This is a genomic window from Burkholderia sp. HI2761, from assembly GCF_002223355.1.
Classification (GTDB): Bacteria; Pseudomonadota; Gammaproteobacteria; order Burkholderiales; family Burkholderiaceae; genus Burkholderia.
Genome location: NZ_NKFN01000005.1, coordinates 110,997 through 137,148 on the forward strand (window position 1 = coordinate 110,997; position 26,152 = coordinate 137,148).

A 26,152-nucleotide genomic window follows, 5' to 3' on the forward strand; every position below is an offset into this window, starting at 1 on the left:
GCGCGGCGTGAATCGAAATCACGCCGCGTTAGAGTCTTGTTCGCCGGCCGGTTAAACTCGGCGGGTCGCGCCCCGCGCGCCCCGCCCCTCTCCAGTTTCAAAGCATGCACACGGTTGTCTTCGGCTGGTTCGGCATCTCCGCCGTCTGGTTCCTCCTTCTCTTCTGGCGTCTCGTGCAGTCGATGCTGCCCGGCGGCGGCGGGCTCGCCGGCCGCGGCTCGATCCGCCTGTGGCTCGGCTTCGCCGCGGTATTTGTCGCAAGCTGCACGCTGACGAGCCCGCTGTCCGGGCCCGACACCAACGCGCTCGGCCATGCATGCTCGGCCGGCTTCGCCCACCTGCTCGGCCCGATCGGCACGCCGGTCGCGATGGTCGTGCTGTTCTTCGCCGGCTTGCCGTGGCTGACTGGCATCGGCTGGCGGCAGTTCGCCGCGTGGGTCGACACGTCGTTCGGCGTCAAGCTGTCGCGCGACGGCGGCGACGACGACGCGCGCGGGATCGCCGACCTGCCGCGTAGCGCGCTGCATCGCGACGACGACGTCGTGCAGCCGACCACCGCGCACACCGTCAACTCGATGGCGCCGCGCCAGAACGGCCGGTATTCGCGCCCGACGGTGTGGAAACCCGATCCGCAGGCGCGACCGAAGCCGCGCAGCAAGACGTCGCCCCGCCCCCTTGCCGAGCCCGTCGCGCCGTCGGGCTGGCTGAAGCCGACCGCACCGCAGCGCACGCCGGCGACGCCCGCGCCGATCCCGGCCAGCGCGATGCCGCCGCCGACTACCGGCAGCACCGCCAGCCTCGCGCGCGCCGCGGCGAATGCGCAAGTGCCGCGCCCCGCGCCCGCTCCGCTTCCGGTCGGATTCGAACCCGTCCGGCCGCGTCCGACCGCCGCGCGGCCGGCCACCGCCACGCTGACGCAGACGGCGCCGCGCGCCACGGTCACGCCGCGACCGGCCGGTACGCAGCCGCAGCGTCCGCCGGTACGCCCGGTCGCGGGATCGGCGGCAGCCGGTCTGACGCCGGACGCGGCACGACGCCGACCGGCGCCGCCCGCGCCGGCGCGCGCGCCGCTCTACGCGTGGACCGAGAAGCCGGCCGCGCCGATCACGCCGGCGCCGAGCGTTCACGACACGCTGCGCTCGATCGAGGCCAGCACCGCGCAATGGGCGTCGCTCGGCGGCGCGCCGGCCGATGCCACGCACGCGGCGGCGGCAGCCGTTGCCGTGGCAGGCGTAGCCTCGGCAGCAGGCACCGCGGCCGCGCCGGCATCGGCGGCCGCGTCGAACGCGTTCGTCCCCGCGACGCACGACATCGCGGCCCAGGACGCCAATGGCCCGGCCGAACACGATGCCGCGCCCGCTTACGACAACGGCGCGCCGATCGTGCTCGACGCCTTCATGCCGGCGGAATCCGGCATCGCGCAGGCTCCGGGTGTCGATTCGTCCGCCCCGGCGTTCGACGACGCAACACCGCCCGCGCGGCCGGATACCGGCAGCGACGATCGCGCGTTTGCGCATCACGCCGACGACGAAATCCGTCGTATCGACGATGCGGCCGCCGCGCCGGCATTCGGGTTCGCAGCCGCGCCGTCGTTCGACACCCCCATCGACGTCGCGCCTTGGGAAGATGTCATCAGCCAGCCGGTTTCCGCGCTGGACGTGTTGGCCGACAACCCGACTGCCGAGTCGCCGGCACACACCGCGGAATCGATATCCGCTCATTCGGCGTTCGCACAAGCAGGCAATGCAGCGGTTCGCGACCTCGGCACCGGCAAGCCGACCGGGTCGGTCGATATTGACGACAAGGACGACGCACGACCGGCGCCTGCAATCGATCGCGTTGCACCGGCCTACCTTCATCAACCGGCTGCCGATGCGCACGCCGACGTGAAGCCGCCGGCCGACGGCATCGTTCCGTTCGCTGCCTTGCCCTCTTCGTCGATTGCGGCCACGTCCGCATCGGCCGTATCGAATCCCGCACCGGAAGCTGGCAAGCCGGTCGAGGCGGAGCCTGCTGCACCGCTGTCGGCTATCGCTCCACGAACGACACCCGCCGCCACGTATTGGACACCTTCGACGGTGCAGCCCACCGCGACGCCGACGACCGTCTCCGCCGAATTGCCGACATCACCGGCGGTTCAGCCGTTTGCCGCGGCATCGACAGCGTCGGCCGTCGCTGCATCGCCGCTGGCCGGCACGGCTCATGGTTCGACCGCACAAGCCTCCGCACCGGCTTCCGCATCGACCATCGCGCCCGTCGCCGCCGTTGCACCGGTTGGCGTAACCGGCACGGCGTCCGCTTCGCCGTCGCAACCGGCCGCATCGGCACCGCCCGTTGCTTCCGCCGCGTCGGCGGCGCCGGCCGGTGTCGCGGGCATGACTTACGGTTCACTGTCCCGCGCTTCGACACCCGCATCGACCGATGCGCCCGCCGTGACGCCATCGGAGACCGGCGCATCGGGTTCGACGTTCGGTTCGACCGAGCAGGCGCCCGCAACGCCGGCGCCCGCCGCCGCGACACGCGCAACTTTCACGTCAGCGCCCGTCACTGCACCGTCGTCCGCGTCGGCATCGGCGCTTCCGGTCGACACGGCAACCCCGTCGACCGGCACGACGATCTTCGCTACATCCGGCTCATCGGGCACGGTCGCGCCGCAGCCGGCCATCAGCCTGCCCGTGTCGCCAACCGCGTCCGCCCCGGCGTCACCGTCCTTCAGCGTGATCGCGCCAACGACCACGGCCGCCGCCGCTCCGGCTCACCCGATCGCAGGCTCGCCTGCCGGTGCGGCCGGATCGCCGATGTCGATTGGTGCAACCGCTGCGACGCAGGCTCCGGCGATCACGTCCGTCCCCGCCGCAGTCGCAGCCCAGACGTTCACGACACAGCCCGCCCCTGCCGCGTCGTCGGCAAGCTGGTCGATGTCGCATGACGTGAGCGCAACGCCGGCCGCGACACCGCACGCGACACCCATCCCCGGCGCGAACCTCTCGCCCACGCCGGCAGCCGCGGTTTCCGCGCCGACGTCGCCCGCTACCCCGTCGATCGGCGCACCGGCCGCCGAAGCCATCGAAGCCATCGAGACAGCCGAACCGGCCCCGGTCGCCCCCGCCCGCCCGCCGCACCCGAACGCATTCGAATTCCACGCACCCGCGTCGTTCAACGTCGAACTGCCGACGCTCGACCTGCTCGAGCCCGCATCCGACGACGTCGAAACGATCACCGAGGAACACCTCGCGCAAACCGCGCAGGTGATCGAACAGCGGCTGCAGGAATTCAAGGTGCCGGTGACGGTGGTCGGCGCATCGGCCGGCCCCGTGATCACGCGCTTCGAGATCGAACCCGCGCTCGGCGTGCGCGGCAGCCAGATCGTCGGGCTGATGAAGGACCTGTCGCGCGGCCTCGGCCTCACGTCGATCCGCGTCGTCGAGACGATCCCCGGCAAGACCTGCATGGGCCTCGAACTGCCGAACGCGAAGCGCCAGATGATCCGCCTGTCGGAGATCCTCGAATCGCGCCAGTACCAGCATTCACCGTCGCAACTGACGATCGCGATGGGCAAGGACATCACCGGCCACCCGGTCGTCACCGATCTCGCGAAGGCGCCGCACATGCTCGTGGCCGGCACGACGGGTTCGGGCAAGTCGGTCGCGATCAACGCGATGATCCTGTCGCTGCTGTACAAGGCGACGCCGGAAGACGTGCGACTCATCATGATCGACCCGAAGATGCTGGAGCTGTCGGTCTACGAAGGCATCCCGCACCTGCTCGCGCCGGTCGTCACCGACATGAAGCTCGCGGCGAACGCGCTGAACTGGTGCGTCGGCGAAATGGAGAAGCGCTACCGGCTGATGTCGGCCGTCGGCGTGCGCAACCTCGCGGGCTTCAACCAGAAGATCCGCGACGCGCAAGCGAAGGAAAAGAAGATCGGCAACCCGTTCTCGCTGACGCCCGAGGACCCGGAGCCGCTGTCGAAGCTCCCGCTGATCGTCGTCGTGATCGACGAGCTGGCCGACCTGATGATGGTGGCCGGCAAGAAGATCGAGGAGCTGATCGCCCGCCTCGCGCAGAAGGCGCGCGCGGCCGGCATCCACCTGATCCTCGCGACCCAGCGGCCGTCCGTCGACGTGATCACCGGCCTCATCAAGGCGAACATTCCGACGCGCGTCGCGTTCCAGGTGTCGTCGAAGATCGATTCGCGCACGATCCTCGACCAGATGGGCGCGGAGTCGCTGCTCGGGATGGGCGACATGCTGTTCCTGCCGCCGGGCACCGGTTATCCGCAGCGCGTGCACGGCGCGTTCGTCGCCGACGAGGAAGTGCACCGGATCGTCGAGTACCTGAAGCAGTTCGGCGAGCCGCAGTACGAGGAAGGGATTCTCGACGGCCCGGCCGCCGACGGCGCGACGCAGGACCTGTTCGGCGATGCGCCGGATGCGGAAGCCGATCCGCTGTACGACGAAGCCGTCGCGTTCGTCGTGCGCACGCGGCGCGCGTCGATCTCGTCGGTGCAGCGGCAGTTGCGCATCGGCTACAACCGCGCGGCACGCCTCGTCGAGCAGATGGAAGCGGCCGGCCTCGTATCGGCGATGGGCATCAACGGCAGTCGCGAGGTGCTCGTGCCGGCCGCGGCCGACTGACGCCGGCGGCCCTCCGGCCGCGATGCATCGATACGGGCGGGCCGCGCAACGGCCGCCCGCAAACAAGGCGCTGCCTCGGCAGCGCCTTTTTCATTTACTGCACCGGCACCAGCTTGAAATCGACCGGCTTGCCGACCGCGACCTTCTGCGGATTCGCGCCGAGCTGCCCCGTTTCGACATCGCGACTGAACACGTAGAACGTGTCGCTGTCCTGGTTGCCGACGATCAGCCACTTGCCGGTCGGATCGATCAGGAACTCGCGCGGCGTCTTGCCGAGGCTTGACTGGCGGCCGACGTGCTTCAGCCGGCCGTCCGCCTTGTTCACCGCGTAGATCACGAGGTCGTTCGCGTCGCCGCGGTTGCTCACGTACAGAAAGCGCCCGTCCGGCGACAGGTGGATCGCGCCGCCGCCGACCTTGCCCTTGAAGCCCGGCGCCGTCATCGGCACCGTCTCGATCGGCGTCAGCTTGCCGTCGTGATAGCCGAACACCTCGACCGACGCGTTGAGTTCGCTCGTCACGTACGCGAACCGGCCGTCGGCGCCGAACACCATGTGACGCGGGCCCGAGCCGGCCTTCACCGGCGTGTAGCGCGTGTCGGTCGGGCTGATCAGCCCGCGGCTGCCGTCCACCGTGTAGCGGTAACCGTAGATCTTGTCCGCGCCGAGATCCTGCACGAACAGGTAGCGGCCATCCGGCGAAAACACCGTCGAATGCACGTGCGCGCCGTCCTGGCGGCCCTTCACCGGCCCGGTGCCTTCGTGGTGGACGGTCAACACGGCCTGGCCGACCGCGCCGTCGTCGCGCAGCGGGAACACCGCGAAGCTGCCGCCCGGATCGGCCGCGACCGAGTAATTGGCCGTCACGAGATACTTGCCGTCCGGCGACAGCGCGAGATAGCAAGGATCGTTCCCTTCCGACGATACGCGGTCGATGAAGCTCAGCGCGCCCGTCTTCGCGTCGAAGCGAAATGCGCTGACGCCGCCGCGCTGCGTCGCCGGTCCGTCGTCGCCGGGCAGTTCGTTGACGGCGTAGACGGTGCGACCGTCGCGGCTCGGCAACAGATACGACGGATTCACGGTCTTCGCCGACGACACCGGCGCGACGCTGCCGGTCTTGGTATCGAAGCGGTAAACGTAGATCCCGTCGCTGCCGCCGCCCGTATAGGTGCCGACGAGCAGGTTGTAGACGCCGTCGGCCGGGGCGGACGATTGCTGCGCGAATGCGTGGGTCGCGGACAGGGAAAGCACGATCGCGAAACCTTTCATCCAGTGAGCGAGCCTAAGCGGGAACCCTCGTGTCGAAGCGCGTGCGTCACGCTCGCGTAAACGGTTGGGCATTGAATCCTCCTTGCATCGAGTCGCTTCAAGTGTTGAGATAGGACGAAACGCCGGCCGTCATGCGCTCCGCCGCCCGGCCGAGTATACGGGGCGCGGCGCCCGGGCGTGAAGTCCGGGCCGCCGACGTCCGCATTGTGAACTCGAATACCCAAGGAACGCCTGCCCATGCCCGCCCTGATCGAAGACTACGCCCTCGTCGGCGATGGCCACACGGCCGCGCTGATCGCAAAAGACGGCTCCGTCGACTGGCTGTGCTGGCCCCGCTTCGATTCGGGCGCCTGCTTCGCGGCGCTGCTCGGCACGCCCGAGCACGGCCGCTGGCTGCTTGCTCCGGCCGCCGACGCCGCGATCACGCACACGACCCGCCGCTATCGCGGCGACACGCTGATTCTCGAAACCGATTACGAAAGCGCCGACGGCGCCGTCACCGTGATCGACTTCATGCCGCCCGGCAACGGCTGGTCCGAACTGGTGCGGATCGTCGTCGGCCGCCACGGCACGATGAAGATGCGCATGGAGCTCGTGTTGCGCTTCGACTACGGTTTCTCGATTCCGTGGGTCACGCAACTGACCCGCGAGGACGGCATGAAGGCCATCGCCGGCCCCGATACCGTCGTGCTGCGCACGCCGGTGCCGCTCACCGGCAAGAATCTCCATACGCTCGCGGAATTCACGGTGAGCGCCGACGAGCGCGTGCCGTTCTCGCTCGGCTACGCGGCATCGCACATGCGGCTGCCGCCGGCGCGCGACCCGCTGTCGATGCTCGCGCGCACCGAGAACTACTGGCTCGAATGGTCGGGCCGCTGCCAGGTGCAGGGCCGCTACGCGGCCGCCGTGCGCCGCTCGCTGATCACGCTGAAGGCGCTCGCGTACGAACCGACCGGCGGCATCGTCGCCGCGCCGACCACCTCGCTGCCGGAAAAGATCGGCGGCAGCCGCAACTGGGACTACCGCTACTGCTGGCTGCGCGACGCGACGATCACGCTGCTCGCGCTGATGCGCGGCGGCTACTACGACGAGGCGCGCGCATGGCGCACGTGGCTCGGCCGCGTGATGGCCGGCTCGCCCGAGCAGATCCAGATCATGTACGGGATCGCCGGCGAGCGCCGGCTGCCGGAAATGGAGCTCGACTGGCTGCCCGGCTACCAGGATTCGAAGCCGGTGCGCGTCGGCAACGGCGCCGCGAACCAGCTCCAGCTCGACGTGTTCGGCGAGGTGATGGCCGCGCTGCACCTCGCGCGCGTGGGCGGCCTGCAGGCCGACGATACGGTCTGGTCCGTGCAGTGCGCGCTGCTCGACCACCTCGAGAAGATCTGGGAGGAGCCCGACGAAGGCATCTGGGAAACGCGCGGCGGCCGCCGCCATTTCACGTTCTCGAAGGTGATGGCATGGGTCGCGTTCGACCGCGCGATCAAGTCGGCCGAAATGTTCCGGCTGCCCGGCTCGCTCGACCGCTGGCGCGCGCTGCGCGAGCGGATCCATGCGGACGTCTGCGCCAACGCGTGGCACGAAGGCAAGCAGGCGTTCGCGCAGAGCTACGGCAGCGACGAGCTCGACGCGAGCGTGCTGCTGCTGCCGCAGCTCGGCTTCCTGCCGCCCGAAGACCCGCGCATCGTCGGCACGGTCGACGCGATCGAACGGGAATTGCTGCACGACGGGCTCGTGATGCGCTACCGCACGACCGAATACGACGACGGCCTGCCGCCGGGCGAGGGCACGTTTCTCGCGTGCAGCTTCTGGCTGGTCGACAGCTACGCGCTGCTCGGCCGGATCGACGACGCGCATCGGCTCTTCAGCCGCCTGCTCGCGCTGTCGAACGACCTGGGGCTGCTCGCGGAGGAATACGACCCGGTGGCCGGGCGGCTCGTCGGCAATTTCCCGCAGGCGTTCTCGCACGTGGCGCTCGTGCATACCGCGATGAACCTGATGCACCACGAAGACGCGATGGCGCGCGCGGCCGGCCAGCCCGCGCCGGCCGTGGCGACCGGGCGCTGAGCGGCGCCGCGCGCCGTTGTTCATAGATCGTCAAATCGCAAAAATTTGATGAAAAAACCGGGAAATGTTGCATTGCACAACCGATCGTTGTCCGATATGATCGACGAGATTGTCCGGCTGCAATGCAACGTGGCCGGCCGCCGACCCACACGGCACGCCGCGACGCCCCACGCCGCCCTTGCGCACCGTCCCCCCACGCGGGAGTAGCCTGCATGCTTTACCAACTGCACGAATTCCAGCGGGCGATGCTCAGCCCGCTCACGGCCTGGGCCCAGGCCGCCTCGAAGTCGTTCGCGAATCCGTCCAGCCCGTTCTCGCTGATTCCCGGCGCACCGCGAATGGCGGCCGCCTATGAGTTGATGTATCGGCTCGGCAAGGATTACGAAAAGCCGGAATTCAACATCCATCAGATCGTCAAGGATGGCCACAACATTCCGATCGTCGAGCAGACGATCGTCGAGAAGCCGTTCTGCCGGCTGCTGCGCTTCAAGCGCTATTCGGACGATGCCGACGCCGTCACGCAACTGAAGGACGAGCCGGTCGTGCTGGTCTGCGCGCCGCTGTCGGGCCACCACTCGACGCTGCTGCGCGACACGGTGCGCACGCTGCTGCAGGATCACAAGGTCTACATCACCGACTGGATCGACGCGCGGATGGTGCCGATCGAGACCGGCCCGTTCCATCTGCACGACTACATCGCGTACATCCAGGAATTCATCCGTCACATCGGCGCGCGCAATCTGCACGTGATCTCGGTATGCCAGCCGACGGTGCCGGTGCTCGCGGCGATTTCGCTGATGGCGAGCCGCGGCGAGGACACGCCGCTCACGATGACGATGATGGGCGGCCCGATCGACGCGCGCCGCAGCCCGACTTCGGTGAACTCGCTCGCGACGCAGCACTCGACCGCGTGGTTCGAAAACAACGTGATCCACACGGTGCCCGCGAACTATCCGGGCGAAGGCCGGCAGGTGTATCCGGGCTTCCTGCAGCACACGGGCTTCGTCGCGATGAACCCGGAGCGGCACGCGCAATCGCACTGGGATTTCTACCAGAGCCTGCTGCGCGGCGACGAGGACGACGCCGAAGCGCACCGCCGCTTCTACGACGAGTACAACGCGGTGCTCGACATGGCCGCCGAGTATTACCTCGAGACGATCCGCGTCGTGTTCCAGGAATTCCGGCTCGCGGAAGGCACGTGGGACGTCGAAGGCGAGCGCGTGCGTCCGCAGGACATCAAGCACACCGCGCTGATGACGATCGAGGGCGAACTCGACGACATCTCCGGCAGCGGCCAGACGCACGTCGCGCACGAGCTGTGCACCGGCATCCCGCAAGACGATCGCCGCAGCCTGACCGCCGAGAAGTGCGGCCACTACGGGATCTTCTCGGGCCGCCGCTGGCGCACGATCATCTATCCGCAACTGCGCGACTTCATCCGCGAGCATGCGCCGGAACCGAAGAACGGCGCGACGAAGTTGCCCGTCGATGCCCAGGATGCGACCACGATCGGCGTCGTGCCGGCCGCCAAGCCCCAGCCGGAAACGACGGCGCGGGTCACCTCCGCGAAACGCGCACGCGCGAAAACGCCGGCCGTGACGGTCGCGCCCGCCAGGACGCCCGCCGCGAAGGCCGCGCCCGCCGCGAAGCGCACGGCAGGCACCCCGCGCGCAAAAACCGTGCGGGCCCGCAAGGCCGCCTGACACGCCGCGCTCCGACGCAAAAACGCCGCCGTGGCTTGCGCCCGGCGGCGTTTTTTTTATCCGGCCGCGGCCGCGAGCGGGCGGCTCGTCGGCTCGTCCGTCGGTCGCGTCAGCGCCGCAGCAGATACGCGAGCAGCACCTCGGTGTTCATCCGGACCATCTCGGCGCGCTCGTCGGTGTCGGTAAAGTCCTGGCCGAGCGTCGCGGCGAGCGTGAAGCGGTTCGACACGATGTAGTAGCCGAGCCCCGACAGCGTCACGTAGAAGCGCAGCGGATCGACGTCGCCGCGGAACAGCCCGGCCTTCTGGCCGCGCATCAGCACGTTGCCGAGCTTCGCGACGATCGGCGACATCATCTCGCGGATCCGCGTCGACTTGTGCAGATAGCGCGCTTCGTGCAGGTTCTCGTTGTTGATGAGCCTGAGCAGCTCCGGATGGTCGCGGTAGTAGTCCCAAACGAAATGCGCGAGCCGCGTGACGGCTTCGACCGGCGCGACGCCGTCGAGATCCAGCACGCGCTCGGCCTCGGTCAGCGCGGAAAACGCGTGTTCGAGCACCGCCGTGAAGAGCTGCTCCTTGCTGCCGAAGTAGTAATAGAGCATGCGCTCGTTCGTTTCGGCCCGGCGCGCGATCTGATCGACGCGCGCGCCGAACAGCCCTCCATTCGCGAACTCTTCGGCCGCCGCCATCAGGATGCGACGGCGCGTACCTTCAGGATCTCTTTTGATTTTCGGCTGATTCATGGTGGCGTTTTGCTATGTGAGCCGCTTGATCCGGACCGGCACCCCCACCGCCTCGGCGCCGGCCGCCCTGGAACGGGCGCGCCGCGGACGGCCGCCCTCCTGCTGAGCCCCTGCAAAAAAGCGGTTCGATTATGCGCATAGACGGCGTCCAGCGCAATGCGGGAAATCGGCGATAATCGAGCTTTGGCAAACCTTTCCGGCCGCGCCCGACGCGGCCGAGAGCCATTCGGCGCTGCCGCGCCCGCCGTTACCGTGACCGACTCCAAAACACTCGCGGATCGCATCGAAGATCTGCTTCCCCAGACGCAATGCACGAAGTGCGGCTATGACGGCTGCCGTCCGTACGCCGAGGCGATCGCCGCCGGCGACGCGAACTACAACCAGTGCCCGCCCGGCGGCGCCGAAGGCATCGCGCGTCTCGCGAGCCTGCTCGGCAAGCCGGTGATTCCGCTGAACCCCGTCAACGGCAGCGAGCATCCGCGCGCGGTCGCGTTCATCGACGAAAACCTGTGCATCGGCTGCACGCTGTGCATGCAGGCGTGCCCGGTCGACGCGATCGTCGGCGCGCCGAAGCAGATGCACACGATCGTCGCGTCGCTGTGCACGGGCTGCGACCTGTGCGTGCCGCCGTGCCCGGTCGACTGCATCGCGATGCTGCCGGTGACCGGCGATCGCACGGGCTGGGATGCGTGGTCGCAGGAACAGGCGGACGCCGCGCGCGAACGCCACGACCTGCGGCTCGCGCGCCAGCGCCGCGAGCGCGAGGCCGCCGAAGCGCGCGCCGCCGCCCGGCGCGCGGCCAGCGCCGCAAAGCCGGCCGCGGAACCCGCCGCCGCGCGGCCGGATGCGCCGGCCGCCGCGCCGGCCGCCGACGACGCCGAAGCGAAGAAACGCGCGATCATCGCCGCCGCGCTCGAACGCGCGCGCAAGAAGAAGGAAGAACTGTCCGGGCAAGGCGCCGGGCCGAAGAACACCGAAGGCGTGAGCGCGGCCGTCCAGGCGCAGATCGACGCGGCCGAGGCCCGTCGCAAGCGGCTCGCCGAGCAGCAAGCGCAGCGCGACGCCGAAGCGGCATCGGGCAGCCGCGGCAACGACAACGACGCAGGTAACGACGATCCGGACGGCCCGTCCGCGCCGCCCGACCAGAACGCTCCATGAACGCCAGCAAACGACGCGCGATCTACGAAACGCTGCAGAGCCTCAATCCGCATCCGACCACCGAGCTCGAATACTCGACGCCGTTCGAACTGCTGATCGCCGTGATGCTGTCCGCGCAGGCGACCGACGTGTCGGTCAACAAGGCGATGCGGAAAATGTTTCCGGTCGCGAACACGCCGCGACAAATCGTCGCACTTGGCGAGGAAGGCGTCACCGAGTACATCAAGACGATCGGCCTCTATCGCACCAAGGCAAAGAACGTGGTCGCGGCGTGCCAGATCCTGCTCGAGCGCTACGACGGCGAGGTGCCGGCCGATCGCGAAGCGCTCGAAGGCCTGCCGGGCGTCGGCCGCAAGACCGCGAACGTCGTGCTGAACACCGCGTTCGGCCAGCCGACGATCGCGGTCGACACGCATATCTTCCGCGTCGCGAATCGCACCGGGCTCGCGCCGGGCAAGGACGTGCGGGCCGTCGAGGCCGCGCTCGAAAAGTTCACGCCGAAGGAATTCCTGCAGGATGCGCATCACTGGCTGATCCTGCACGGGCGCTACGTGTGCAAGGCGCGGCGGCCCGAATGCTGGCACTGCGCGATCGAACCGCTGTGCGAATTCCGGCCGAAGACGCCGCCGCCCAACGAATAAGCGCACGCCGCGCAGGCAGGCTCCGTACGCGCCATCGCGACGCCCGCGCCCTTCCCGGCTACGCGTTGGACGTCGCCGTCGCGTCGTCGGCGGCCGCGCCGCCCGCGCGCACGAGCGCCAGCACGGCCGCCAGAATCGCGACGCCGCCCGCCCACTGCAGCGGCGACAACGCCTCCCCGAACAGCAGCGCCGCGAGCGCGACCGTCACGACCGGTTCGAGCGTCGACAGCATCGACGTACGCGCGGCCCCGAGTCGCTCGAGCCCGGAGAAGAACGCGAGCATGGCCGCGACCGTCGATACGAGCGCGATCGCGAGCATCGACGCCCAGCCGCCGGCCGTCGCGGGCCAGCGCGGCGGCGCGCCGAACGCCGCCGTGCGCACGACGGCGATCGCGACGAGCGTCGCGGTGGCCGACAGGCAGATGATCGCGGTGGTCGCGAGCGGATCGACGCCGCGCGTCGCCTTGGTGCCGCCGACGATGTACAGCGAATAGATCACCGCGGCCGCTAGCGCGAGCGCGATCCCGAGCGGCTCGCCGTGCCCGCCGCCGACCATCAGCGCCGAACCCGCGACGCACAACACCAGCGCGACGGCCTTTGCCCGCGTCAGGCGCTCGCCGAGCCACCACGCGGCCAGCAGCGTGACGAACGCCGGATACAGGTACAGCAGCAGCGCGACGAGGCTCGCCTGCGCGTGCTGCAGCGCGCTGAAATAGCAGAACGACTGCCCGACGTAGCCGAACGCGCCCATCGCCACCAGCGGCGCGAGCGTTCGCCCCCGTGGCCATGCGACGCGGCGGTGCCGCGCGATCGCGGCGAGCACCGCGCCGCCGATCGCGAAACGCACGATCAGCAATCCGAGCACGTCGACGCCGGCCGCATACGCGTAGCGGCCGAAAATCGCCATCGCGCCGAACGCGGCGGCGGACAACGCGACATAGAGCGCGCCCTGCAGGGCGGCAGACGAAGAGCGGGCGGTGGCGGCCATGACGGAACGGAAGAGAACGGCGCGGTGAAGGGAATCGTCGGAGTTTAGCGGCGCGGCGGCGGCAAGCCTAGGGCCCGTTCACGCTTACCCGTTTCTCCGATCCGGTACGGAGCGGCCGCAACTGGCTGCGGATTCAACCGGCCATCGCCGCGCACCCGCACCGCCACGCAGTTCGCCCCTACCGCTTGCCGCCTCAACCGCTCCGGCCCGCCGCCAGGCCGTCTCCAGCGCCGCCCGCCGCTCCGGCGTACAATGCGCGACGCGGCATGACGCCGCCCGAATCACGACGTTTCCCCACCATGTTCAATCCAAGCCGCGACGAAGTGCGTCGCTTTTTCACCGAGACCTGGCGCAAGCAGCGCGCGGGCGAAATCCTGACGCCGCTGGAAGCGATCGCAGCCGACTGGATCGTCGAGCATCCCGAATACCACGACGAACTGGCCGACGCCGATGGCGCGGCCGCGCGCGACTACACGCCCGAGGAAGGCCGCACGAACCCGTTCCTGCACCTGTCGATGCACCTCGCGATCAGCGAGCAGTTGTCGATCGACCAGCCGCCCGGCATCCGCGCCGCGCACGACAAGCTGGCCGCGAAGCTCGACTCGACCCACGACGCGCAGCACGCGATCATGGAATGCCTCGGCGAGACGATCTGGGAAGCGCAGCGCACGAACACGCCGCCCGATACCGACGCGTACCTGCAGCGCATCCTGCGCCGCGCCTCGCGCGACTGAGCGCGCGGCCGGCACATCGACCCGCGCCGGCCCGCGGACAAAAAAATACCCCGCCGAGGCGGGGCATCCTTGCTGCGCGAGCCCGTGAGGGCCGTCGCGCTTACTTCTTGAACACGAGGTCGGTTTCCTTCAGCGACTCGATGTAGGACGCGATGTCCTTCATGTCGCTGACCGACAGGTTCTGTACCTGCGCCTGCATGATCGCGTTGTTGCGACCGAGCAGCGGGTTCGTCAGCCCCATCTGGTACTGGCGCATCGCCCACACGAGGTAGTCGGCGTGCTGACCGGCGAGGCGCGGGTACTCCGCGTTGATCGGCTTGTTCAGCTGCGCGCCGTGGCAGGCCGCGCAGTTGTGCGATTCGACCAGTTCCTTGCCCTTCGAGATGTCCGCGGCGTGCGCGGTACCGATCGCGAGGCCGGCCGCCAGTGCCACCGCCGCCGTCTTGAATGCGTTGTTCATGAATGCTCCTGTCCCGCCGGAGAGATCGGCGGCGCGCGCTTTACTTGTAGGGGTTGTCCTTCGTGTCGGCCTTCTGGGCGGCGTAGTACGCCGACAGATCCGCGATGTCCTGATCGGTCAGCGAACCGGCGACCGCGTTCATCGACGGGAAGTGACGATCCTTCTTGCGGTAGGCCTTCAGCGCGTTCTCGAGGTATTGCTGGTTCTGGCCGCCGAGGACAGGCACCCGGTAGACCTCCGGGTACGCCGCGCGGTAGTCCTGGATGCCGTGGCAACCGATGCACATGGCGGCCTTGCTCGCCCCGTCCTTCGGGTTGCCGACCACACCGGCCGCCTGCGCGCTGCCCGCGAGCGCCACGAGCGCTGCGACAACGACGTGTTTGCCGACGAATTTGTTCATAGCTCTTGTAACCTAGCTTGAGGGGAAACTGGCGCCTAAGCGGCAACGGCCCGCGCCGTTTTGCTTATCGGATCGCCACGCAGGCCAAAAAAAACGGCCAGATTGTACCGCGCCGGCGGGGAATGCGTCCACCAGGCGCCCCGGTCCGCCTCGCCACAGCCCCGCTACGATACGCGGGCGCGGCCCAACCGCACAGCCCTTCTGACTTATACTGGGTTTTTTTCCCGAGAAAGATGAGCGCCGCCATGCGTTTCGAAGGGTCCTCGCACTACGTCGCCACCGACGATCTGAAGCTCGCGGTCAATGCCGCGCTGACGCTGCAACGCCCGCTGCTGATCAAGGGCGAGCCCGGCACCGGCAAGACCATGCTCGCCGAGGAAGTGGCCGCCGCGCTCGACATGCCGCTGCTGCAGTGGCACATCAAGTCGACCACCAAGGCGCAGCAGGGCCTGTACGAATACGACGCCGTGTCGCGGCTGCGCGACTCGCAGCTCGGCGACGAGCGCGTGAAGGACATCGCGAACTACATCGTCAAGGGCGTGCTGTGGCAGGCGTTCGACGCCGAGCACCCGAGCGTGCTGCTGATCGACGAGATCGACAAGGCCGACATCGAATTCCCGAACGACCTGCTGCGCGAGCTCGACCGGATGGAATTCCACGTGTACGAGACGCGCGAGACGGTCCGCGCGAAGCACCGCCCGCTCGTCATCATCACGTCGAACAACGAGAAGGAGCTGCCCGACGCGTTCCTGCGCCGCTGCTTCTTCCACTACATCCAGTTTCCGGACCCGGCGACGATGCAGAAGATCGTCGCGGTGCACTTCCCCGACATCCGCGAAGAGTTGCTGCGGGCGGCGCTCGAGAGTTTCTTCGAGTTGCGCGGCGTGTCGGGCCTGAAGAAGAAGCCGTCCACATCCGAACTGCTCGACTGGCTGAAGCTGCTGCTCGCCGAGAACATTCCGGCCGACGCGCTGCGCGGCGCGGACTCGAAGCAGATCGTGCCGCCGCTCGCGGGTGCGCTGCTGAAGAACGAGCAGGATCTGAGCCTGCTCGAACGGCTCGTCTACATGAACCGGCACAACCGGTAATCCTCCCTCACCCGCGAAGGCCCGGCCATGCTGCTCAATTTCTTCTACGCGCTGCGCGCAGCCAAGCTGCCCGTCTCGGTGAAGGAATACCTGACGCTGCTCGAATCGCTGAAGGCCGGGCTGATCTCGCCGTCGATCGACGCGTTCTACTTCCTCGCGCGGATGACGCTGGTCAAGGACGAGCAGTACTTCGACAAGTTCGACCAGGCGTTCGGCGCGTATTTCCACGGCGTGTCCGCGCTGCCGTCCGAGGCGTTCGACATTCCGCTCGACTGGCTCGAGAAGCGCCTCGAGCGCGAGCTGTCGCCGGAGGAGAAGGCGCAGATCGACGCGATGGGCGGGCTCGACAAGCTGATGGAGCGTTTGAAGGCGCTGCTCGACGAGCAGAAGGAACGCCACGAAGGCGGCAACAAATGGATCGGCACGGGCGGCACGTCGCCGTTCGGGTACGGCGGCTACAACCCGGAAGGCGTGCGCATCGGCGGCCCGTCGAACGGCAACCGCACCGCGGTGAAGGTGTGGGAAGCGCGCGCGTACCGCGACTACGACGATTCGGTCGAGATCGGCACGCGCAACATCAAGGTCGCGCTGCGCCGGCTGCGCCGCTTCGCGCGCGAAGGCGCGGCCGAGGAGCTCGACCTGCCCGGCACGATCCGCAGCACGGCCGCGAACGCCGGCTGGCTCGACCTGCGGATGGTGCCCGAGCGCCACAACAACGTGAAGGTGCTGATGCTGCTCGACGTCGGCGGCTCGATGGACGACCACATCAAGCGCACCGAAGAGCTGTTCTCGGCCGCGAAGGCCGAATTCAAGCACCTGGAATTCTTCTACTTCCACAACTGCGTGTACGACCACCTGTGGAAGAACAACCGCCGCCGCCACTCGGAACGCACCGCGACGTGGGACGTGCTGCACAAGTTCACGCCCGACTACAAGCTGATCTTCGTCGGCGATGCGACGATGAGCCCGTACGAAGTGCTGCAGCCCGGCGGCTCGGTCGAATACAACAATCCGGAAGCCGGCGCCGTGTGGCTGCGTCGCCTCGCCGACCAGTTCCCCCATCATGCATGGCTGAACCCCGAGCCCGAGCGGCTATGGGAGTACCGGCAGTCGGTCGCGGTCATCCGCGACCTGCTCGGCCAGCGCATGTATCCGCTCACGCTCGCCGGCCTCGAAACCGCGATGCGCGCACTCAGCAAGTAACGACACCACCCGCAGATACACAGGCCGCGTCCGAGCGGCCGCCCCGGAGATAGCATGAACCCTTCGCCCACCGCGAGCGCCGGCCGCGCCCGCGGCCGCCGTTTTTTTTCCGATACGTCCGTCTCCGCGCTCGTCGCCGGCTTCGTCGCGATGATGACCGGCTACACGAGCTCGCTCGTGCTGATGTTCCAGGCCGGCCGCGCCGCCCACCTCACCGATGCGCAGATCTCGTCGTGGATCTGGGCGCTGTCGATCGGCATGGCGCTGACGACCATCGGCCTGTCGCTGCGCTTTCGCGCACCCGTCGTCGTCGCATGGTCGACGCCCGGCGCCGCGCTCTTGATCGCGTCGCTGCCGGGCGTGCCCTACCCCGAGGCGATCGGCGCGTTCGTCGTATGCGCGCTGCTGCTGACGGCCGTCGGCGTCAGCGGGCTGTTCGACACGCTGATGAAGCGCATTCCGGCCGGCATCGCGGCCGCGCTGCTCGCGGGCATCCTGTTCGAGATCGGCATCGAGATCTTCCGCGCCGCGCAATTCCAGACCGCGCTCGTGCTCGCGATGTTCTTCACCTATCTGATCGTGAAGCGGCTCGCGCCGCGCTATGCGATCGTCACGACGCTGATCGTCGGCACGGCGGCGGCCGGCGGCCTCGGCCTGCTCGACTTCAGCCATTTCCGCATCGCGCTCGCGCAGCCCGTCTTCACGATGCCCGCGTTCTCGATCGCGTCGATCGTCAGCATCGGCATTCCGCTGTTCGTCGTCGCGATGGCGTCGCAGAACGTGCCGGGCATCGCGGTGTTGCGCGCGGACGGCTATTCGACACCGTCGTCGCCGCTGATCGCGACGACCGGCCTCGCGTCACTGCTGCTCGCGCCGTTCGGCTCGCACGGCGTGAATCTCGCGGCGATCACGGCCGCGATCTGCACCGGCCCCGAAGCGCACGAGGATCACGCGAAGCGCTACACGGCCGCCGTGTGGTGCGGCACGTTCTACCTGGTCGCCGGCATCTTCGGTGCGACGATCGCCGCCCTGTTCGCGGCGCTGCCGAAGGCGCTCGTCGTGTCGGTCGCGGCGCTCGCGCTGTTCGGCTCGATCATGAGCGGGCTCGCGAACGCGATGCAGGACGTGAAGCAGCGCGAAGCGGCGCTCGTCACGTTCATGGTGACCGCGTCGGGCCTCACGCTGCTGTCGATTGGCTCGGCGTTCTGGGGGCTCGTCGCGGGCGTCGTCACGCAGGTGATCCTGAACGCGCGGCGCCCCGCCTGATGCGGCTCGCGGCCTGCCGCGGCGCGCGTCCGACACGCCAAAACGTGCCCGACACGAATCGGGCCTAAAATGATGGATCGGAAGCGGCGCCCGGCGCCGCTTCGCTTCGCCGCCGCGCTCGCGCGCGGCCCGTGAGAACCCGGCGCCCCGCGCTCTTCTTCCGAATCGCCATGACTACCGCACTCGACCAGCTGAAGCAGTACACGACCGTCGTCGCCGACACGGGCGACTTCCAGCAGCTTGCGCAATACAAGCCGCAGGACGCGACCACGAACCCGTCGCTGATCCTGAAGGCCGTCCAGAAGGATGCGTACAAGCCGATCCTCGAGAAAACCGTCCGCGATCATCGCAACGAAAGCACCGATTTCATCATCGACCGCCTGCTGATCGCATTCGGCACCGAAATCCTGAAGCTGATCCCCGGCCGCGTGTCGACCGAAGTCGACGCACGCCTGTCGTTCGACACGCAGCGCTCGATCGACAAGGGCCGCGAGCTCATCAAGCTGTACGAAGCCGCCGGCGTCGGCCGCGAGCGCATCCTGATCAAGCTCGCGTCGACGTGGGAAGGCATCCGCGCGGCCGAGGTGCTGCAGAAGGAAGGGATCAAGTGCAACATGACCCTGCTTTTCTCGCTCGTGCAGGCCGCCGCGTGCGCGGAAGCCGGCGCGCAACTGATTTCGCCGTTCGTCGGCCGCATCTACGACTGGTACAAGAAGCAGGCCGGCGCGGAATGGAATGAAGCGCGGGATGGCGGCGCGAACGATCCGGGCGTGCAATCGGTGCGCCGCATCTATACGTACTACAAGACGTTCGGCTACAAGACCGAAGTGATGGGCGCGAGCTTCCGCACGACGAGCCAGATCACCGAACTCGCCGGCTGCGACCTGCTGACGATCAGTCCCGATTTGCTGCAGAAGCTGCAGGAGAGCAACGAGACGGTCGCACGCAAGCTGTCGCCGGAAACGTTGCAGGACAAGCCCGCCGAGCGCGTCGCGATCGACGAGGCATCGTTCCGCTTCCAGCTGAACGACGAAGCGATGGCGACCGAAAAGCTCGCCGAAGGCATCCGCGTATTCGCCGCCGACGCAATGAAGCTCGAGAAGCTGATCGACGCGCTGCGCTGAGCCGCGTCGCGCGTCAGTTGCTGTCAGCACGACTGGCGGCAGCCGTCGGCACGCGCGCTGCAAACGGCCGCGAACGTGATGTTCGCGGCCGTTTTTATTTTTCATTCCATCGTCAAGCGCGCGCACTACAATCCACGTCACGGGTGCGGCGGCCGCCTCCCGATGTGCCCCTTTCCCAGTCAGTCTTGCACGACGCCAAGCCAGCGCCGACGCGCCGGCACGGCTCATCCCAGGAGACAACGATGCAAGTTCAACCGTACCTGACGTTCTACGGTCGTGCCGACGAAGCCCTTCAGTTCTACGAAAAGGCACTCGGCGCGAAAACGATGTTCAAGATGCACTTCAAGGACGCACCGCCGAATCCCGATTACCCGATGTCGCCGGAAATGAGCGACAAGGTGATGCACGCGAGCTTCACGATCGGCGACTCGATGATCATGTGCTCGGACGGCGATTGCAGCCAGCCTGCCGGCGCCGCGCACGCCGGCTATTCGCTGTCGCTGAACCCGGCGACGGTCGACGAAGGCCAGAAGCTGTTCAATGCGCTCGCCGACGGCGGCGAAGTGACGATGCCGTTCGGCAAGACGTTCTGGGCGCTCGGCTTCGGGATGGCGAAGGACCGTTTCGGCGTGCACTGGATGGTCAACGTCGAGGATCTGTCGCAGCGCGAGGATCTCGCGAAACGCGCGCAGGGCTGACGCAAAAGAAACGCCCGCCACCTTGCGGTGGCGGGCGTTTTCGTTGCTGCCCGGCGCGTGCGCGGCACGCCGCCGCGCACGGCCCGTCTCAACCCTCGACGACGTCGAGATAATCCTCCGGCCGCGTGCGATCCTCCGCATGCGCCATGCCCATCACGCGCACCAGCACGCTCACCGCAACCGACACCACCAGATTCACGACCAGCGACCACACGGCCGCATAGCCGGGGATCGCGAGGCCGAACAGGTGGATCGTGAAGATCGAAGTGGCCAGCTTCAGCGAGATCGCCATCCACGTGCCGCAGACGATGCCGGCCGCCCAGCCGGCCAGCAAGCCGCGATGGTCGAGCACGCGCGTGTACAGGCCGAGCACGATCGCCGGCAGCGTCTGGATGATCCAGATCCCGCCGAGCAGTTGCAACTGGATCGCGTAGGTCAGCGGCAACCCGAGGATGAACGCCACCGCGCCGACCTTCACGATCAGCGACACGAGCTTCGCGACGTGCGTCTCCTGGTCGTGCGACATGTTGCGGTTCACGAACTCGCGGTGGATGTTGCGCGTGTACAGGTTCGCGGCCGCGATCGACATGATCGCCGCCGGCACCAGCGCACCGATGCCGATCGCCGCGAACGCGACGCCGACGAACCACGACGGGAAATACTCGAGGAACAGCGCGGGCACCGCGAAGTTCGGGCCGAACGCCTTGAAGTACGGCGCGTACTGCGGCATGTCCTTCACGCCGGAGGCGAGCGCCATGTAGCCGAGCAGCGCGAGCAGGCCGAGCACGAACGAGTACGCGGGCAGCATCGCCATGTTGCGGCGGATCGAGTTGCCCGACGACGACGACAGGATCGCCGTGACCGAGTGCGGATACAGGAACAGCGCGAGCGCCGAGCCGATCGCGAGCGTCGCATACGCGCTGTAGCCGTTCAGGCTCGCCGCGTCGGGCGCCTTCAGCAGCAGCTTCGCGGGCGGCACCGCGGCGAAGATGTGCCCGAAGCCGCCGAGCTTCGCGGGGATCACGATGACCGCGGCGGCGATCGTGATGTAGATCAGCACGTCCTTCACGATCGCGATCATCGCGGGAGCGCGCAGCCCCGACGTGTACGTGTACGCGGCGAGGATCGCGAACGCGATGATCAGCGGGAGGTCGCCGACGAAGCCGGTCGTATCGAAACCGAGCGCGCCGATCACCACCTCGATGCCGACGAGCTGCAGCGCGATGTACGGCATCGTCGCGAGGATGCCCGTCACCGCGATCGCGAGCGCGAGCATCCGGCTGCCGTAGCGCGCGTTGACGAAATCGGCGGCCGTGACGTAGCCGTGCCGCTTCGCGATGCTCCACAGCTTCGGGAACACGACGAACGCGAACGGATAGATCAGGATCGTGTACGGCAGCGCGAAGAAGCCCATCGCGCCGGCGCCGAACACGAGCGCGGGCACCGCGACGAACGTGTAGGCCGTGTAGAGATCGCCGCCGAGCAGGAACCACGTGACGACCGTGCCGAAGCGGCGTCCGCCGAGGCCCCATTCGTCGAGATGGGCAAGATCGCCGCGCCGCCAGTTCGCGGCCAGGAAACCGATGATCGTGACGCCGATGAACAGCAGGACGAAGACGAAGGTCGCGCCGAGATTCATTGCGCACCTCCTTGCGTGCCGCTCGCCTTCCACGCGTTCTTGGTCTTGAAATACACGAACGCGGTAATCACCGCGCTGATGAAGACCCAAAGCAACTGGTACCAGTAGAAAAACGGAAAACCGAACCATTGCGGTTCGATCTTGCTGTACGACGGCACCCAGACCATCGCGATCAGCGGCAGTACCAGCAGCCAGAGCCAGCGCTTGGCGGCCCGGTTGGCGTCGGCATCGTGAGCCATGACGTCTCCTCTTCTATCCCGGTTATCGATCTTGTTGAGCGGGTACGGCAGCGAGAGGAGCAGCAAAACGGGTAGGCTGCGGCGCCCCTGGCTTCGCGCCAGTATAGGAGCCGCGAGCACGCGGTCAAGCAGGGGCGAACCCGAGGTGATCCGCCCCTTGTCGCGGGTTGCACCGGCCTGTCGCCGATGCATCCGGCGTCAGATCGCGAACGCGGCGTCGCGGGCGCCGGTCGTTGCTTTCAAAGCTTTCACCCACTTGCGCGCGGGCAGCTTCAGCGTGTCCTCGATCAGCTTCGCGCGGGCGTCGAGCTGCGCGAACGGCACGTCGAGCGCGGGGCCCGAAAACGCGATCGCGATCCGGTTGCCGTCGTGCACTTCAGGCAGCGCGATCACGCGGTGATCGAACGCCGCGTTCAGGTGCTTCATGTTGCGCACGAAGCTCGGATGATCGCCGAACAGGTTGATCGTCGCGATGCCGGCATCGGCGAGGCAGCCGCGCACCGCGCGGTAGAACGCGACGCTGTCGAGCACGGGGCCGCGCGCGGTCGCGTCGTACAGGTCGATCTGAATCGCGCCGGTCGTGCCGCGGTTGGCCGGATCGTTGACGAAATCCCACGCGTCGGCTTCGTGCACGGCGAGGCGCGCGTCGTCCGGCGGCAGCGCGAACATCGTGCGCGCGGCGACGATCACGGCCGGGTTCAGCTCGACGGCCTCGACCTTCGCGTGCGGCAGAAATCGATGCGAGAACTTGGTCAGCGCACCGGTGCCGAGGCCGAGCTGGACGATCCGCTCGGGCGTTTCGAGGAACAGCAGCCACGCCATCATCTGCTGCGCGTATTCGAGCTCGATATGCAGCGGCTTCGAGATCCGCATCGCGCCTTGCACCCATTCGGTGCCGAAATGCAGGAAACGCACGCCGCCCTCTTCGGAGAACGTGACGGGCGCGAAGCGCGGCTTGCGCGGCGCTTCGAGCACCGGCACGTCGTCGTGTTCGTCGATGTCCGGGCGGCGCTTCACGCGCGGCGGCTGGAGCTTTTCGGAGCCGTTGTAGGCGGACGCCTTGCGTTGCTTGAACGCGCGCGCCTCGGCGGACGCGCGCTTGATCAGTCGGGTCATGATGATTGAATCTCGCTGGGGTGACGCTGGATGAGCGGACGAGAGGATAGCATTGGTGGGAGGACGAACGGTCGGAGCCCGCCCGGCCGTTGTGCGCCCGCGATCCATTCGCACGCCGTGAGCGGCGTGCACGATAATGCAAGGCAACCACACGGAAGGAAGCTCGCTGACGGAGCTGGCCGCTTTTGCGAAGCGATGCGCTATCGTCAGCGCCACGCCGGCTCACGGGACCATCCTCGCCACAACCGGCAGACGATGAGGGGACACCATGAGGTCGAACGACAGGAATATCTGGTTTCCGGCGAAACGCTACGGATGGGGATGGGGTTTGCCAGTGGCATGGCAGGGCTGGGTCGTACTGCTGCTGTTCGCGATCGGAATTGTCGCGAGCGCGTCGCTGCTGCCGCCGCAACGCTCGCCGGTTGCGTTCGGCGCGTGCATCGTGGTGCTGGTCGCACTACTGACCGCGGTGTGCTGGATCAAGGGCGAGAAACCGCGGTGGCGATGGGGCAAGGACGATTGAGCGCCGCGGACGGCCGACATCGGCATCAAGCACGAATCGCCCGAGCCAAAATCCGGCTCGATCGTGCTAATTTTTGGCTCGATCGTGCTAACATCGCAACCTATGACCAAGCTCGGCGACGCCCTTTTCTCCAACGCACAGCAACCCATTCTGGCCTGCCTGTTTGGGCGGCCCGAACAGTGGTTTCACGTCAAGGAGTTGATTCGGCTGACGAATCTGGGCAGCGCCAGCGTCCAGCGCGAATTGAATCGCCTCGAAAAAGGCGGGCTCATCGAAACCCGACGCATCGCCAATCTCAAACAGGTACGGGCCTTCGCAGGCAGCCCCATTTTCAGCGAGCTGCGGCTCATCGTGCTCAAAACTTTCGGGGTCGTCGAGGTACTCCGCGAAGCGCTGTCATCGCTGGCTTCAGAGATAAAACTCGCCTTTGTGTACGGCTCGGTTGCCCAAGGCAGCGACCACGCAGGCAGTGATGTCGACATTATGTTGGTCAGTGAGACCCTCAGCTATGGACAAATCATGGCCGCACTCGAGCCGGCTGAACGGCAGCTCGGCCGGGCGATCCAGATTACCCAGTACATTCCCGGCGAGTTTCTCGAACGGAAGCGCAACAATCATCCATTTCTTGCGGAAGTGCTGCGCCAGCCGAAGCTTATGGTTATAGGAATCGAGGATGACATCGAACAGATTGGATAACCTCGTACGCATTGGAAAACTAAAACCTTTCCCGGCGAACCGCAGCGAATTCGAGCATCTGCTTGGCCTCGCTCGAACCTTGCTCGACACCGTCACAAGCAGTAGCGCAATGGCAACGGAAAGCCAGTTCATTCTCGCCTACGACGCTGCTCACGCCGCATCACGCGCCGCGTTGCGGGCTCATGGATATCGGAGTGACGACAGATACCTGGTTTTTCAGTGCCTCGAACACACGATCGGATGGCCAACCGAAAAGTGGCGCGTGCTCGATACCTGCCATCGGCGGCGTAACGCGGCCGGATACGAGGGCAACATAGATCTCCCAGCGAGTTTGACGGCCGAGTTGGTCGGGCTTACGACCGAGCTCGTTGAAACCGTATCTCGACTCAAACATCTGCTACCGCCCACCTGATACTGCTTCACCGAATACTCGAAATCCGGCGAGTCTCGGAAGCGCAGTCCGCGCCATATCACCTGCTTCTGTTCAAACGAAAGCATCGAATTTGCTGGACTTGACGAGCGGCAATGGTCCACGTCGACCTGCGGTTTCCCCGTGCCGTTTCTGCGGGAATCGATCATTCCGTTCGGTGCGTCGGAATATGTCGCGCTGTTCGAGACCGACGACCATCGGACGGTGACGAGCCTTGCGGTGCGCGATCAGCAGGAAAGCGATTGCTATGGAAGCCGGCTGGAAAGAATCTCGCGCCAACACGCCAGCTTCTGCTCGAACGACAGCATCGCATTCGCCGGGCTCGACGAAGGCAGCACGAGCGTTTCGTACCCGGCCTGGCCGATCACGTCGGCGAATCGCCCTGCCGTCTTGCCGTTGAAGCACACGCGCTTCAGCAACGGCGCATGCTCGCGCAGCGAATCGAAGTCGTTCGGCTTTGCGTTCCGGATCGCCGAATCGAGACTGCCCTGCCGGTGGCACGCATCGAGGACGTCCCAGATGCCGATGCCGTGCGACAGCACGCGCTCGAGCCGCGCGTCGTACGGCAGTTCATGCAGCGTCGGCTCGCCGAGCACCGCGCCGAGCAGTCGCCAGAACTGGTTGCGCGGATGCGCGTAGTACTGCGCGGCGTCGAGCGACGCCTCGCCCGGAAAGCTGCCGAGAATCATCGTGTGCGTATTCGGCGCGACGACCGGCGGAAAGCCTTGCAACATCACGCGCTTCCGTGCGGCCCGACCGATCGCGGCCCATCGCCGTACGCATCGAGATGGCGCCACAGCGCCGGCAGCATGCACTCGGTGACCATCAGCGGCTTGCCGTGACGCTGGAACACGGAGCGCCGCGCGGCAAACGCATGCGGCGCACGCGCGCCCTGCAATGCATGGCTCGCGAGCGCATACAGCGGATGACCGGCGATCACGCGCCGGCTCACGAGCGCCGAGCGCTCGACCTGCGGATCGCTGTACAGCAGCTCCGCGAGCGGCCGCGTACGCAGCCGCCGCATCGCCTGCCACACGCCCTTGCTGGCCGCGAGCGGCGCAATGCTGTGCGCGGCGACGTACGGCGTGCCGTCGACCGACAGGATCACCTCGCGCACCCACATCGGCGCGCGCGGCGAACTGGCGAGTGCATCCGGCTCGTCGAACCACGCACGGTCGACGGCCTCGCGCGTCACGCGCACGTTCACGCGGCCGAGCCGCGCGAGATGCGCGGTCAGCGATCCGCCGCGCGTCAGCCAGTCGCGCTGGTCGAGCGTGCAGCCAGGCCGCGGCGTCTCGCGCCAGCCGGCCCGAGCGCCGTCGAATCGCATGCG

24 protein-coding genes are annotated in these 26,152 nt (G+C 67.5%); 14 read left to right on the top strand and 10 right to left on the bottom strand.

Annotated elements, in window-relative coordinates:
- Positions 1 to 104: 104 nt before the first annotated feature.
- Positions 105 to 4,637, top strand: coding sequence for an FtsK/SpoIIIE family DNA translocase (locus tag CFB46_RS16270; protein ID WP_089500499.1), 4,533 nt, complete (start codon positions 105 to 107; stop codon positions 4,635 to 4,637).
- A 94-nt stretch (positions 4,638 to 4,731) separates the two neighbouring features.
- On the opposite strand, the gene CFB46_RS16275 is transcribed toward CFB46_RS16270, so the two are convergent.
- On the bottom strand, positions 4,732 to 5,976 hold the full coding sequence (locus CFB46_RS16275; protein ID WP_027785052.1) for a lactonase family protein: 1,245 nt from the start codon (positions 5,974 to 5,976) through the stop codon (positions 4,732 to 4,734).
- A 165-nt stretch (positions 5,977 to 6,141) separates the two neighbouring features.
- Between CFB46_RS16275 and CFB46_RS16285 the strand changes: the two genes are divergently transcribed.
- Both CFB46_RS16285 and CFB46_RS16290 read left to right on the top strand, forming a co-directional pair.
- On the top strand, positions 6,142 to 7,971 hold the full coding sequence (locus CFB46_RS16285) for a glycoside hydrolase family 15 protein (protein WP_027785053.1): 1,830 nt from the start codon (positions 6,142 to 6,144) through the stop codon (positions 7,969 to 7,971).
- 212 nt (positions 7,972 to 8,183) lie between these two features.
- A complete protein-coding gene (locus CFB46_RS16290) occupies positions 8,184 to 9,674 on the top strand; it encodes a polyhydroxyalkanoate depolymerase (protein ID WP_089500500.1) in 1,491 nt (496 codons plus the stop codon).
- A gap of 109 nt (positions 9,675 to 9,783) precedes the next feature.
- Here the strand turns inward: CFB46_RS16290 and CFB46_RS16295 are convergent, their stop codons facing one another.
- The gene (locus CFB46_RS16295; protein ID WP_027785055.1) at positions 9,784 to 10,416 is read right to left on the bottom strand and encodes a TetR family transcriptional regulator; all 633 of its coding nucleotides are present in this window, start codon (positions 10,414 to 10,416) and stop codon (positions 9,784 to 9,786) included.
- A gap of 156 nt (positions 10,417 to 10,572) precedes the next feature.
- On the opposite strand from CFB46_RS16295, the gene rsxB reads away from it, so the two are divergent.
- On the top strand, positions 10,573 to 11,574 hold the full coding sequence (rsxB, locus tag CFB46_RS16300; protein ID WP_089500501.1) for an electron transport complex subunit RsxB: 1,002 nt from the start codon (positions 10,573 to 10,575) through the stop codon (positions 11,572 to 11,574).
- Positions 11,571 to 12,215: an endonuclease III gene (nth, locus tag CFB46_RS16305; RefSeq protein ID WP_089500502.1), complete on the top strand. Its 645-nt coding sequence runs from the start codon at positions 11,571 to 11,573 to the stop codon at positions 12,213 to 12,215. Before rsxB ends, nth begins: the two co-directional genes overlap by 4 nt.
- Positions 12,216 to 12,273: 58 nt before the next feature.
- Here the strand turns inward: nth and CFB46_RS16310 are convergent, their stop codons facing one another.
- Positions 12,274 to 13,203 (bottom strand): DMT family transporter, encoded by a 930-nt coding sequence (locus CFB46_RS16310; RefSeq protein WP_027785057.1) that lies wholly within the window; start codon positions 13,201 to 13,203, stop codon positions 12,274 to 12,276.
- Positions 13,204 to 13,469: 266 nt separating this feature from the next.
- On the opposite strand from CFB46_RS16310, the gene CFB46_RS16315 reads away from it, so the two are divergent.
- Positions 13,470 to 13,937 (top strand): DUF1841 family protein, encoded by a 468-nt coding sequence (locus CFB46_RS16315; RefSeq protein ID WP_373558192.1) that lies wholly within the window; start codon positions 13,470 to 13,472, stop codon positions 13,935 to 13,937.
- A gap of 100 nt (positions 13,938 to 14,037) precedes the next feature.
- Here CFB46_RS16315 and CFB46_RS16320 read toward each other — a convergent pair whose 3' ends face one another.
- Together CFB46_RS16320 and CFB46_RS16325 are read right to left on the bottom strand one after the other, a co-directional pair.
- Positions 14,038 to 14,397 (bottom strand): c-type cytochrome, encoded by a 360-nt coding sequence (locus CFB46_RS16320; RefSeq protein ID WP_006490657.1) that lies wholly within the window; start codon positions 14,395 to 14,397, stop codon positions 14,038 to 14,040.
- Between the two features lie 40 nt (positions 14,398 to 14,437).
- A complete protein-coding gene (locus tag CFB46_RS16325) occupies positions 14,438 to 14,797 on the bottom strand; it encodes a c-type cytochrome (protein ID WP_027785059.1) in 360 nt (119 codons plus the stop codon).
- A gap of 245 nt (positions 14,798 to 15,042) precedes the next feature.
- Here CFB46_RS16325 and CFB46_RS16330 point away from each other — a divergent pair, with 245 nt between their 5' ends.
- From CFB46_RS16330 to CFB46_RS16350, 5 genes are all read left to right on the top strand, one after another.
- The gene (locus tag CFB46_RS16330) at positions 15,043 to 15,885 is read left to right on the top strand and encodes an AAA family ATPase (RefSeq protein WP_089500503.1); all 843 of its coding nucleotides are present in this window, start codon (positions 15,043 to 15,045) and stop codon (positions 15,883 to 15,885) included.
- A gap of 27 nt (positions 15,886 to 15,912) precedes the next feature.
- Positions 15,913 to 17,088 (top strand): vWA domain-containing protein, encoded by a 1,176-nt coding sequence (locus CFB46_RS16335; protein ID WP_089500504.1) that lies wholly within the window; start codon positions 15,913 to 15,915, stop codon positions 17,086 to 17,088.
- 54 nt (positions 17,089 to 17,142) lie between these two features.
- Entirely contained in the window at positions 17,143 to 18,354 is a 1,212-nt protein-coding gene (locus CFB46_RS16340; RefSeq protein ID WP_089500505.1) for a benzoate/H(+) symporter BenE family transporter, read from the top strand.
- A gap of 170 nt (positions 18,355 to 18,524) precedes the next feature.
- A complete protein-coding gene (tal, locus tag CFB46_RS16345) occupies positions 18,525 to 19,478 on the top strand; it encodes a transaldolase (protein ID WP_027785063.1) in 954 nt (317 codons plus the stop codon).
- 242 nt (positions 19,479 to 19,720) lie between these two features.
- The gene (locus tag CFB46_RS16350) at positions 19,721 to 20,176 is read left to right on the top strand and encodes a VOC family protein (protein ID WP_027785064.1); all 456 of its coding nucleotides are present in this window, start codon (positions 19,721 to 19,723) and stop codon (positions 20,174 to 20,176) included.
- Between the two features lie 88 nt (positions 20,177 to 20,264).
- On the opposite strand, the gene mctP is transcribed toward CFB46_RS16350, so the two are convergent.
- The 3 genes from mctP to CFB46_RS16365 all read right to left on the bottom strand — a co-directional run bounded on the left by mctP (position 20,265) and on the right by CFB46_RS16365 (position 23,170).
- Positions 20,265 to 21,815 (bottom strand): monocarboxylate uptake permease MctP, encoded by a 1,551-nt coding sequence (gene mctP / locus CFB46_RS16355; RefSeq protein ID WP_027785065.1) that lies wholly within the window; start codon positions 21,813 to 21,815, stop codon positions 20,265 to 20,267.
- Positions 21,812 to 22,054, bottom strand: coding sequence for a DUF3311 domain-containing protein (locus CFB46_RS16360; protein ID WP_006478185.1), 243 nt, complete (start codon positions 22,052 to 22,054; stop codon positions 21,812 to 21,814). The genes mctP and CFB46_RS16360 overlap by 4 nt, the downstream gene beginning before the upstream one ends.
- Positions 22,055 to 22,252: 198 nt before the next feature.
- Entirely contained in the window at positions 22,253 to 23,170 is a 918-nt protein-coding gene (locus tag CFB46_RS16365) for a spermidine synthase (protein WP_027785067.1), read from the bottom strand.
- 268 nt (positions 23,171 to 23,438) lie between these two features.
- Between CFB46_RS16365 and CFB46_RS16370 the strand changes: the two genes are divergently transcribed.
- From CFB46_RS16370 to CFB46_RS16380, 3 genes are all read left to right on the top strand, one after another.
- Complete coding sequence (locus CFB46_RS16370; RefSeq protein WP_027785068.1) at positions 23,439 to 23,693, top strand: DUF5336 domain-containing protein; 255 nt, start codon at positions 23,439 to 23,441, stop codon at positions 23,691 to 23,693.
- A 102-nt stretch (positions 23,694 to 23,795) separates the two neighbouring features.
- Positions 23,796 to 24,389 (top strand): nucleotidyltransferase domain-containing protein, encoded by a 594-nt coding sequence (locus tag CFB46_RS16375; RefSeq protein ID WP_027785069.1) that lies wholly within the window; start codon positions 23,796 to 23,798, stop codon positions 24,387 to 24,389.
- Entirely contained in the window at positions 24,367 to 24,801 is a 435-nt protein-coding gene (locus CFB46_RS16380) for a hypothetical protein (RefSeq protein ID WP_080681356.1), read from the top strand. Before CFB46_RS16375 ends, CFB46_RS16380 begins: the two co-directional genes overlap by 23 nt.
- Positions 24,802 to 25,064: 263 nt before the next feature.
- Here CFB46_RS16380 and CFB46_RS16390 read toward each other — a convergent pair whose 3' ends face one another.
- Together CFB46_RS16390 and CFB46_RS16395 are read right to left on the bottom strand one after the other, a co-directional pair.
- Positions 25,065 to 25,553: a DNA-deoxyinosine glycosylase gene (locus CFB46_RS16390; RefSeq protein ID WP_027785070.1), complete on the bottom strand. Its 489-nt coding sequence runs from the start codon at positions 25,551 to 25,553 to the stop codon at positions 25,065 to 25,067.
- Complete coding sequence (locus CFB46_RS16395) at positions 25,553 to 26,149, bottom strand: chorismate--pyruvate lyase family protein (protein WP_027785071.1); 597 nt, start codon at positions 26,147 to 26,149, stop codon at positions 25,553 to 25,555. Before CFB46_RS16395 ends, CFB46_RS16390 begins: the two co-directional genes overlap by 1 nt.
- Between the last annotated feature and the right edge of the window lie 3 nt (positions 26,150 to 26,152).

What these genes read in the sequence shown, in the direction of transcription:
- CFB46_RS16395 (WP_027785071.1), bottom strand. Translation starts at nt 26,149, where the DNA reads ATGCGATTCGACGGCGCTCGGGCCGGCTGGCGCGAGACGCCGCGGCCT.
- CFB46_RS16320 (WP_006490657.1), bottom strand. Translation starts at nt 14,397, where the DNA reads ATGAACAACGCATTCAAGACGGCGGCGGTGGCACTGGCGGCCGGCCTC.
- CFB46_RS16310 (WP_027785057.1), bottom strand. Translation starts at nt 13,203, where the DNA reads ATGGCCGCCACCGCCCGCTCTTCGTCTGCCGCCCTGCAGGGCGCGCTC.
- rsxB (WP_089500501.1), top strand. Translation starts at nt 10,573, where the DNA reads ATGCGGGAAATCGGCGATAATCGAGCTTTGGCAAACCTTTCCGGCCGC.
- CFB46_RS16270 (WP_089500499.1), top strand. Translation starts at nt 105, where the DNA reads ATGCACACGGTTGTCTTCGGCTGGTTCGGCATCTCCGCCGTCTGGTTC.
- CFB46_RS16380 (WP_080681356.1), top strand. Translation starts at nt 24,367, where the DNA reads ATGACATCGAACAGATTGGATAACCTCGTACGCATTGGAAAACTAAAA.
- CFB46_RS16375 (WP_027785069.1), top strand. Translation starts at nt 23,796, where the DNA reads ATGACCAAGCTCGGCGACGCCCTTTTCTCCAACGCACAGCAACCCATT.
- CFB46_RS16315 (WP_373558192.1), top strand. Translation starts at nt 13,470, where the DNA reads ATGACGCCGCCCGAATCACGACGTTTCCCCACCATGTTCAATCCAAGC.
- nth (WP_089500502.1), top strand. Translation starts at nt 11,571, where the DNA reads ATGAACGCCAGCAAACGACGCGCGATCTACGAAACGCTGCAGAGCCTC.
- CFB46_RS16285 (WP_027785053.1), top strand. Translation starts at nt 6,142, where the DNA reads ATGCCCGCCCTGATCGAAGACTACGCCCTCGTCGGCGATGGCCACACG.
- tal (WP_027785063.1), top strand. Translation starts at nt 18,525, where the DNA reads ATGACTACCGCACTCGACCAGCTGAAGCAGTACACGACCGTCGTCGCC.
- CFB46_RS16370 (WP_027785068.1), top strand. Translation starts at nt 23,439, where the DNA reads ATGAGGTCGAACGACAGGAATATCTGGTTTCCGGCGAAACGCTACGGA.
- CFB46_RS16365 (WP_027785067.1), bottom strand. Translation starts at nt 23,170, where the DNA reads ATGACCCGACTGATCAAGCGCGCGTCCGCCGAGGCGCGCGCGTTCAAG.
- CFB46_RS16290 (WP_089500500.1), top strand. Translation starts at nt 8,184, where the DNA reads ATGCTTTACCAACTGCACGAATTCCAGCGGGCGATGCTCAGCCCGCTC.
- CFB46_RS16390 (WP_027785070.1), bottom strand. Translation starts at nt 25,553, where the DNA reads ATGTTGCAAGGCTTTCCGCCGGTCGTCGCGCCGAATACGCACACGATG.
- CFB46_RS16330 (WP_089500503.1), top strand. Translation starts at nt 15,043, where the DNA reads ATGCGTTTCGAAGGGTCCTCGCACTACGTCGCCACCGACGATCTGAAG.
- CFB46_RS16335 (WP_089500504.1), top strand. Translation starts at nt 15,913, where the DNA reads ATGCTGCTCAATTTCTTCTACGCGCTGCGCGCAGCCAAGCTGCCCGTC.
- CFB46_RS16325 (WP_027785059.1), bottom strand. Translation starts at nt 14,797, where the DNA reads ATGAACAAATTCGTCGGCAAACACGTCGTTGTCGCAGCGCTCGTGGCG.
- CFB46_RS16350 (WP_027785064.1), top strand. Translation starts at nt 19,721, where the DNA reads ATGCAAGTTCAACCGTACCTGACGTTCTACGGTCGTGCCGACGAAGCC.
- CFB46_RS16360 (WP_006478185.1), bottom strand. Translation starts at nt 22,054, where the DNA reads ATGGCTCACGATGCCGACGCCAACCGGGCCGCCAAGCGCTGGCTCTGG.
- mctP (WP_027785065.1), bottom strand. Translation starts at nt 21,815, where the DNA reads ATGAATCTCGGCGCGACCTTCGTCTTCGTCCTGCTGTTCATCGGCGTC.
- CFB46_RS16340 (WP_089500505.1), top strand. Translation starts at nt 17,143, where the DNA reads ATGAACCCTTCGCCCACCGCGAGCGCCGGCCGCGCCCGCGGCCGCCGT.
- CFB46_RS16275 (WP_027785052.1), bottom strand. Translation starts at nt 5,976, where the DNA reads ATGCCCAACCGTTTACGCGAGCGTGACGCACGCGCTTCGACACGAGGG.
- CFB46_RS16295 (WP_027785055.1), bottom strand. Translation starts at nt 10,416, where the DNA reads ATGAATCAGCCGAAAATCAAAAGAGATCCTGAAGGTACGCGCCGTCGC.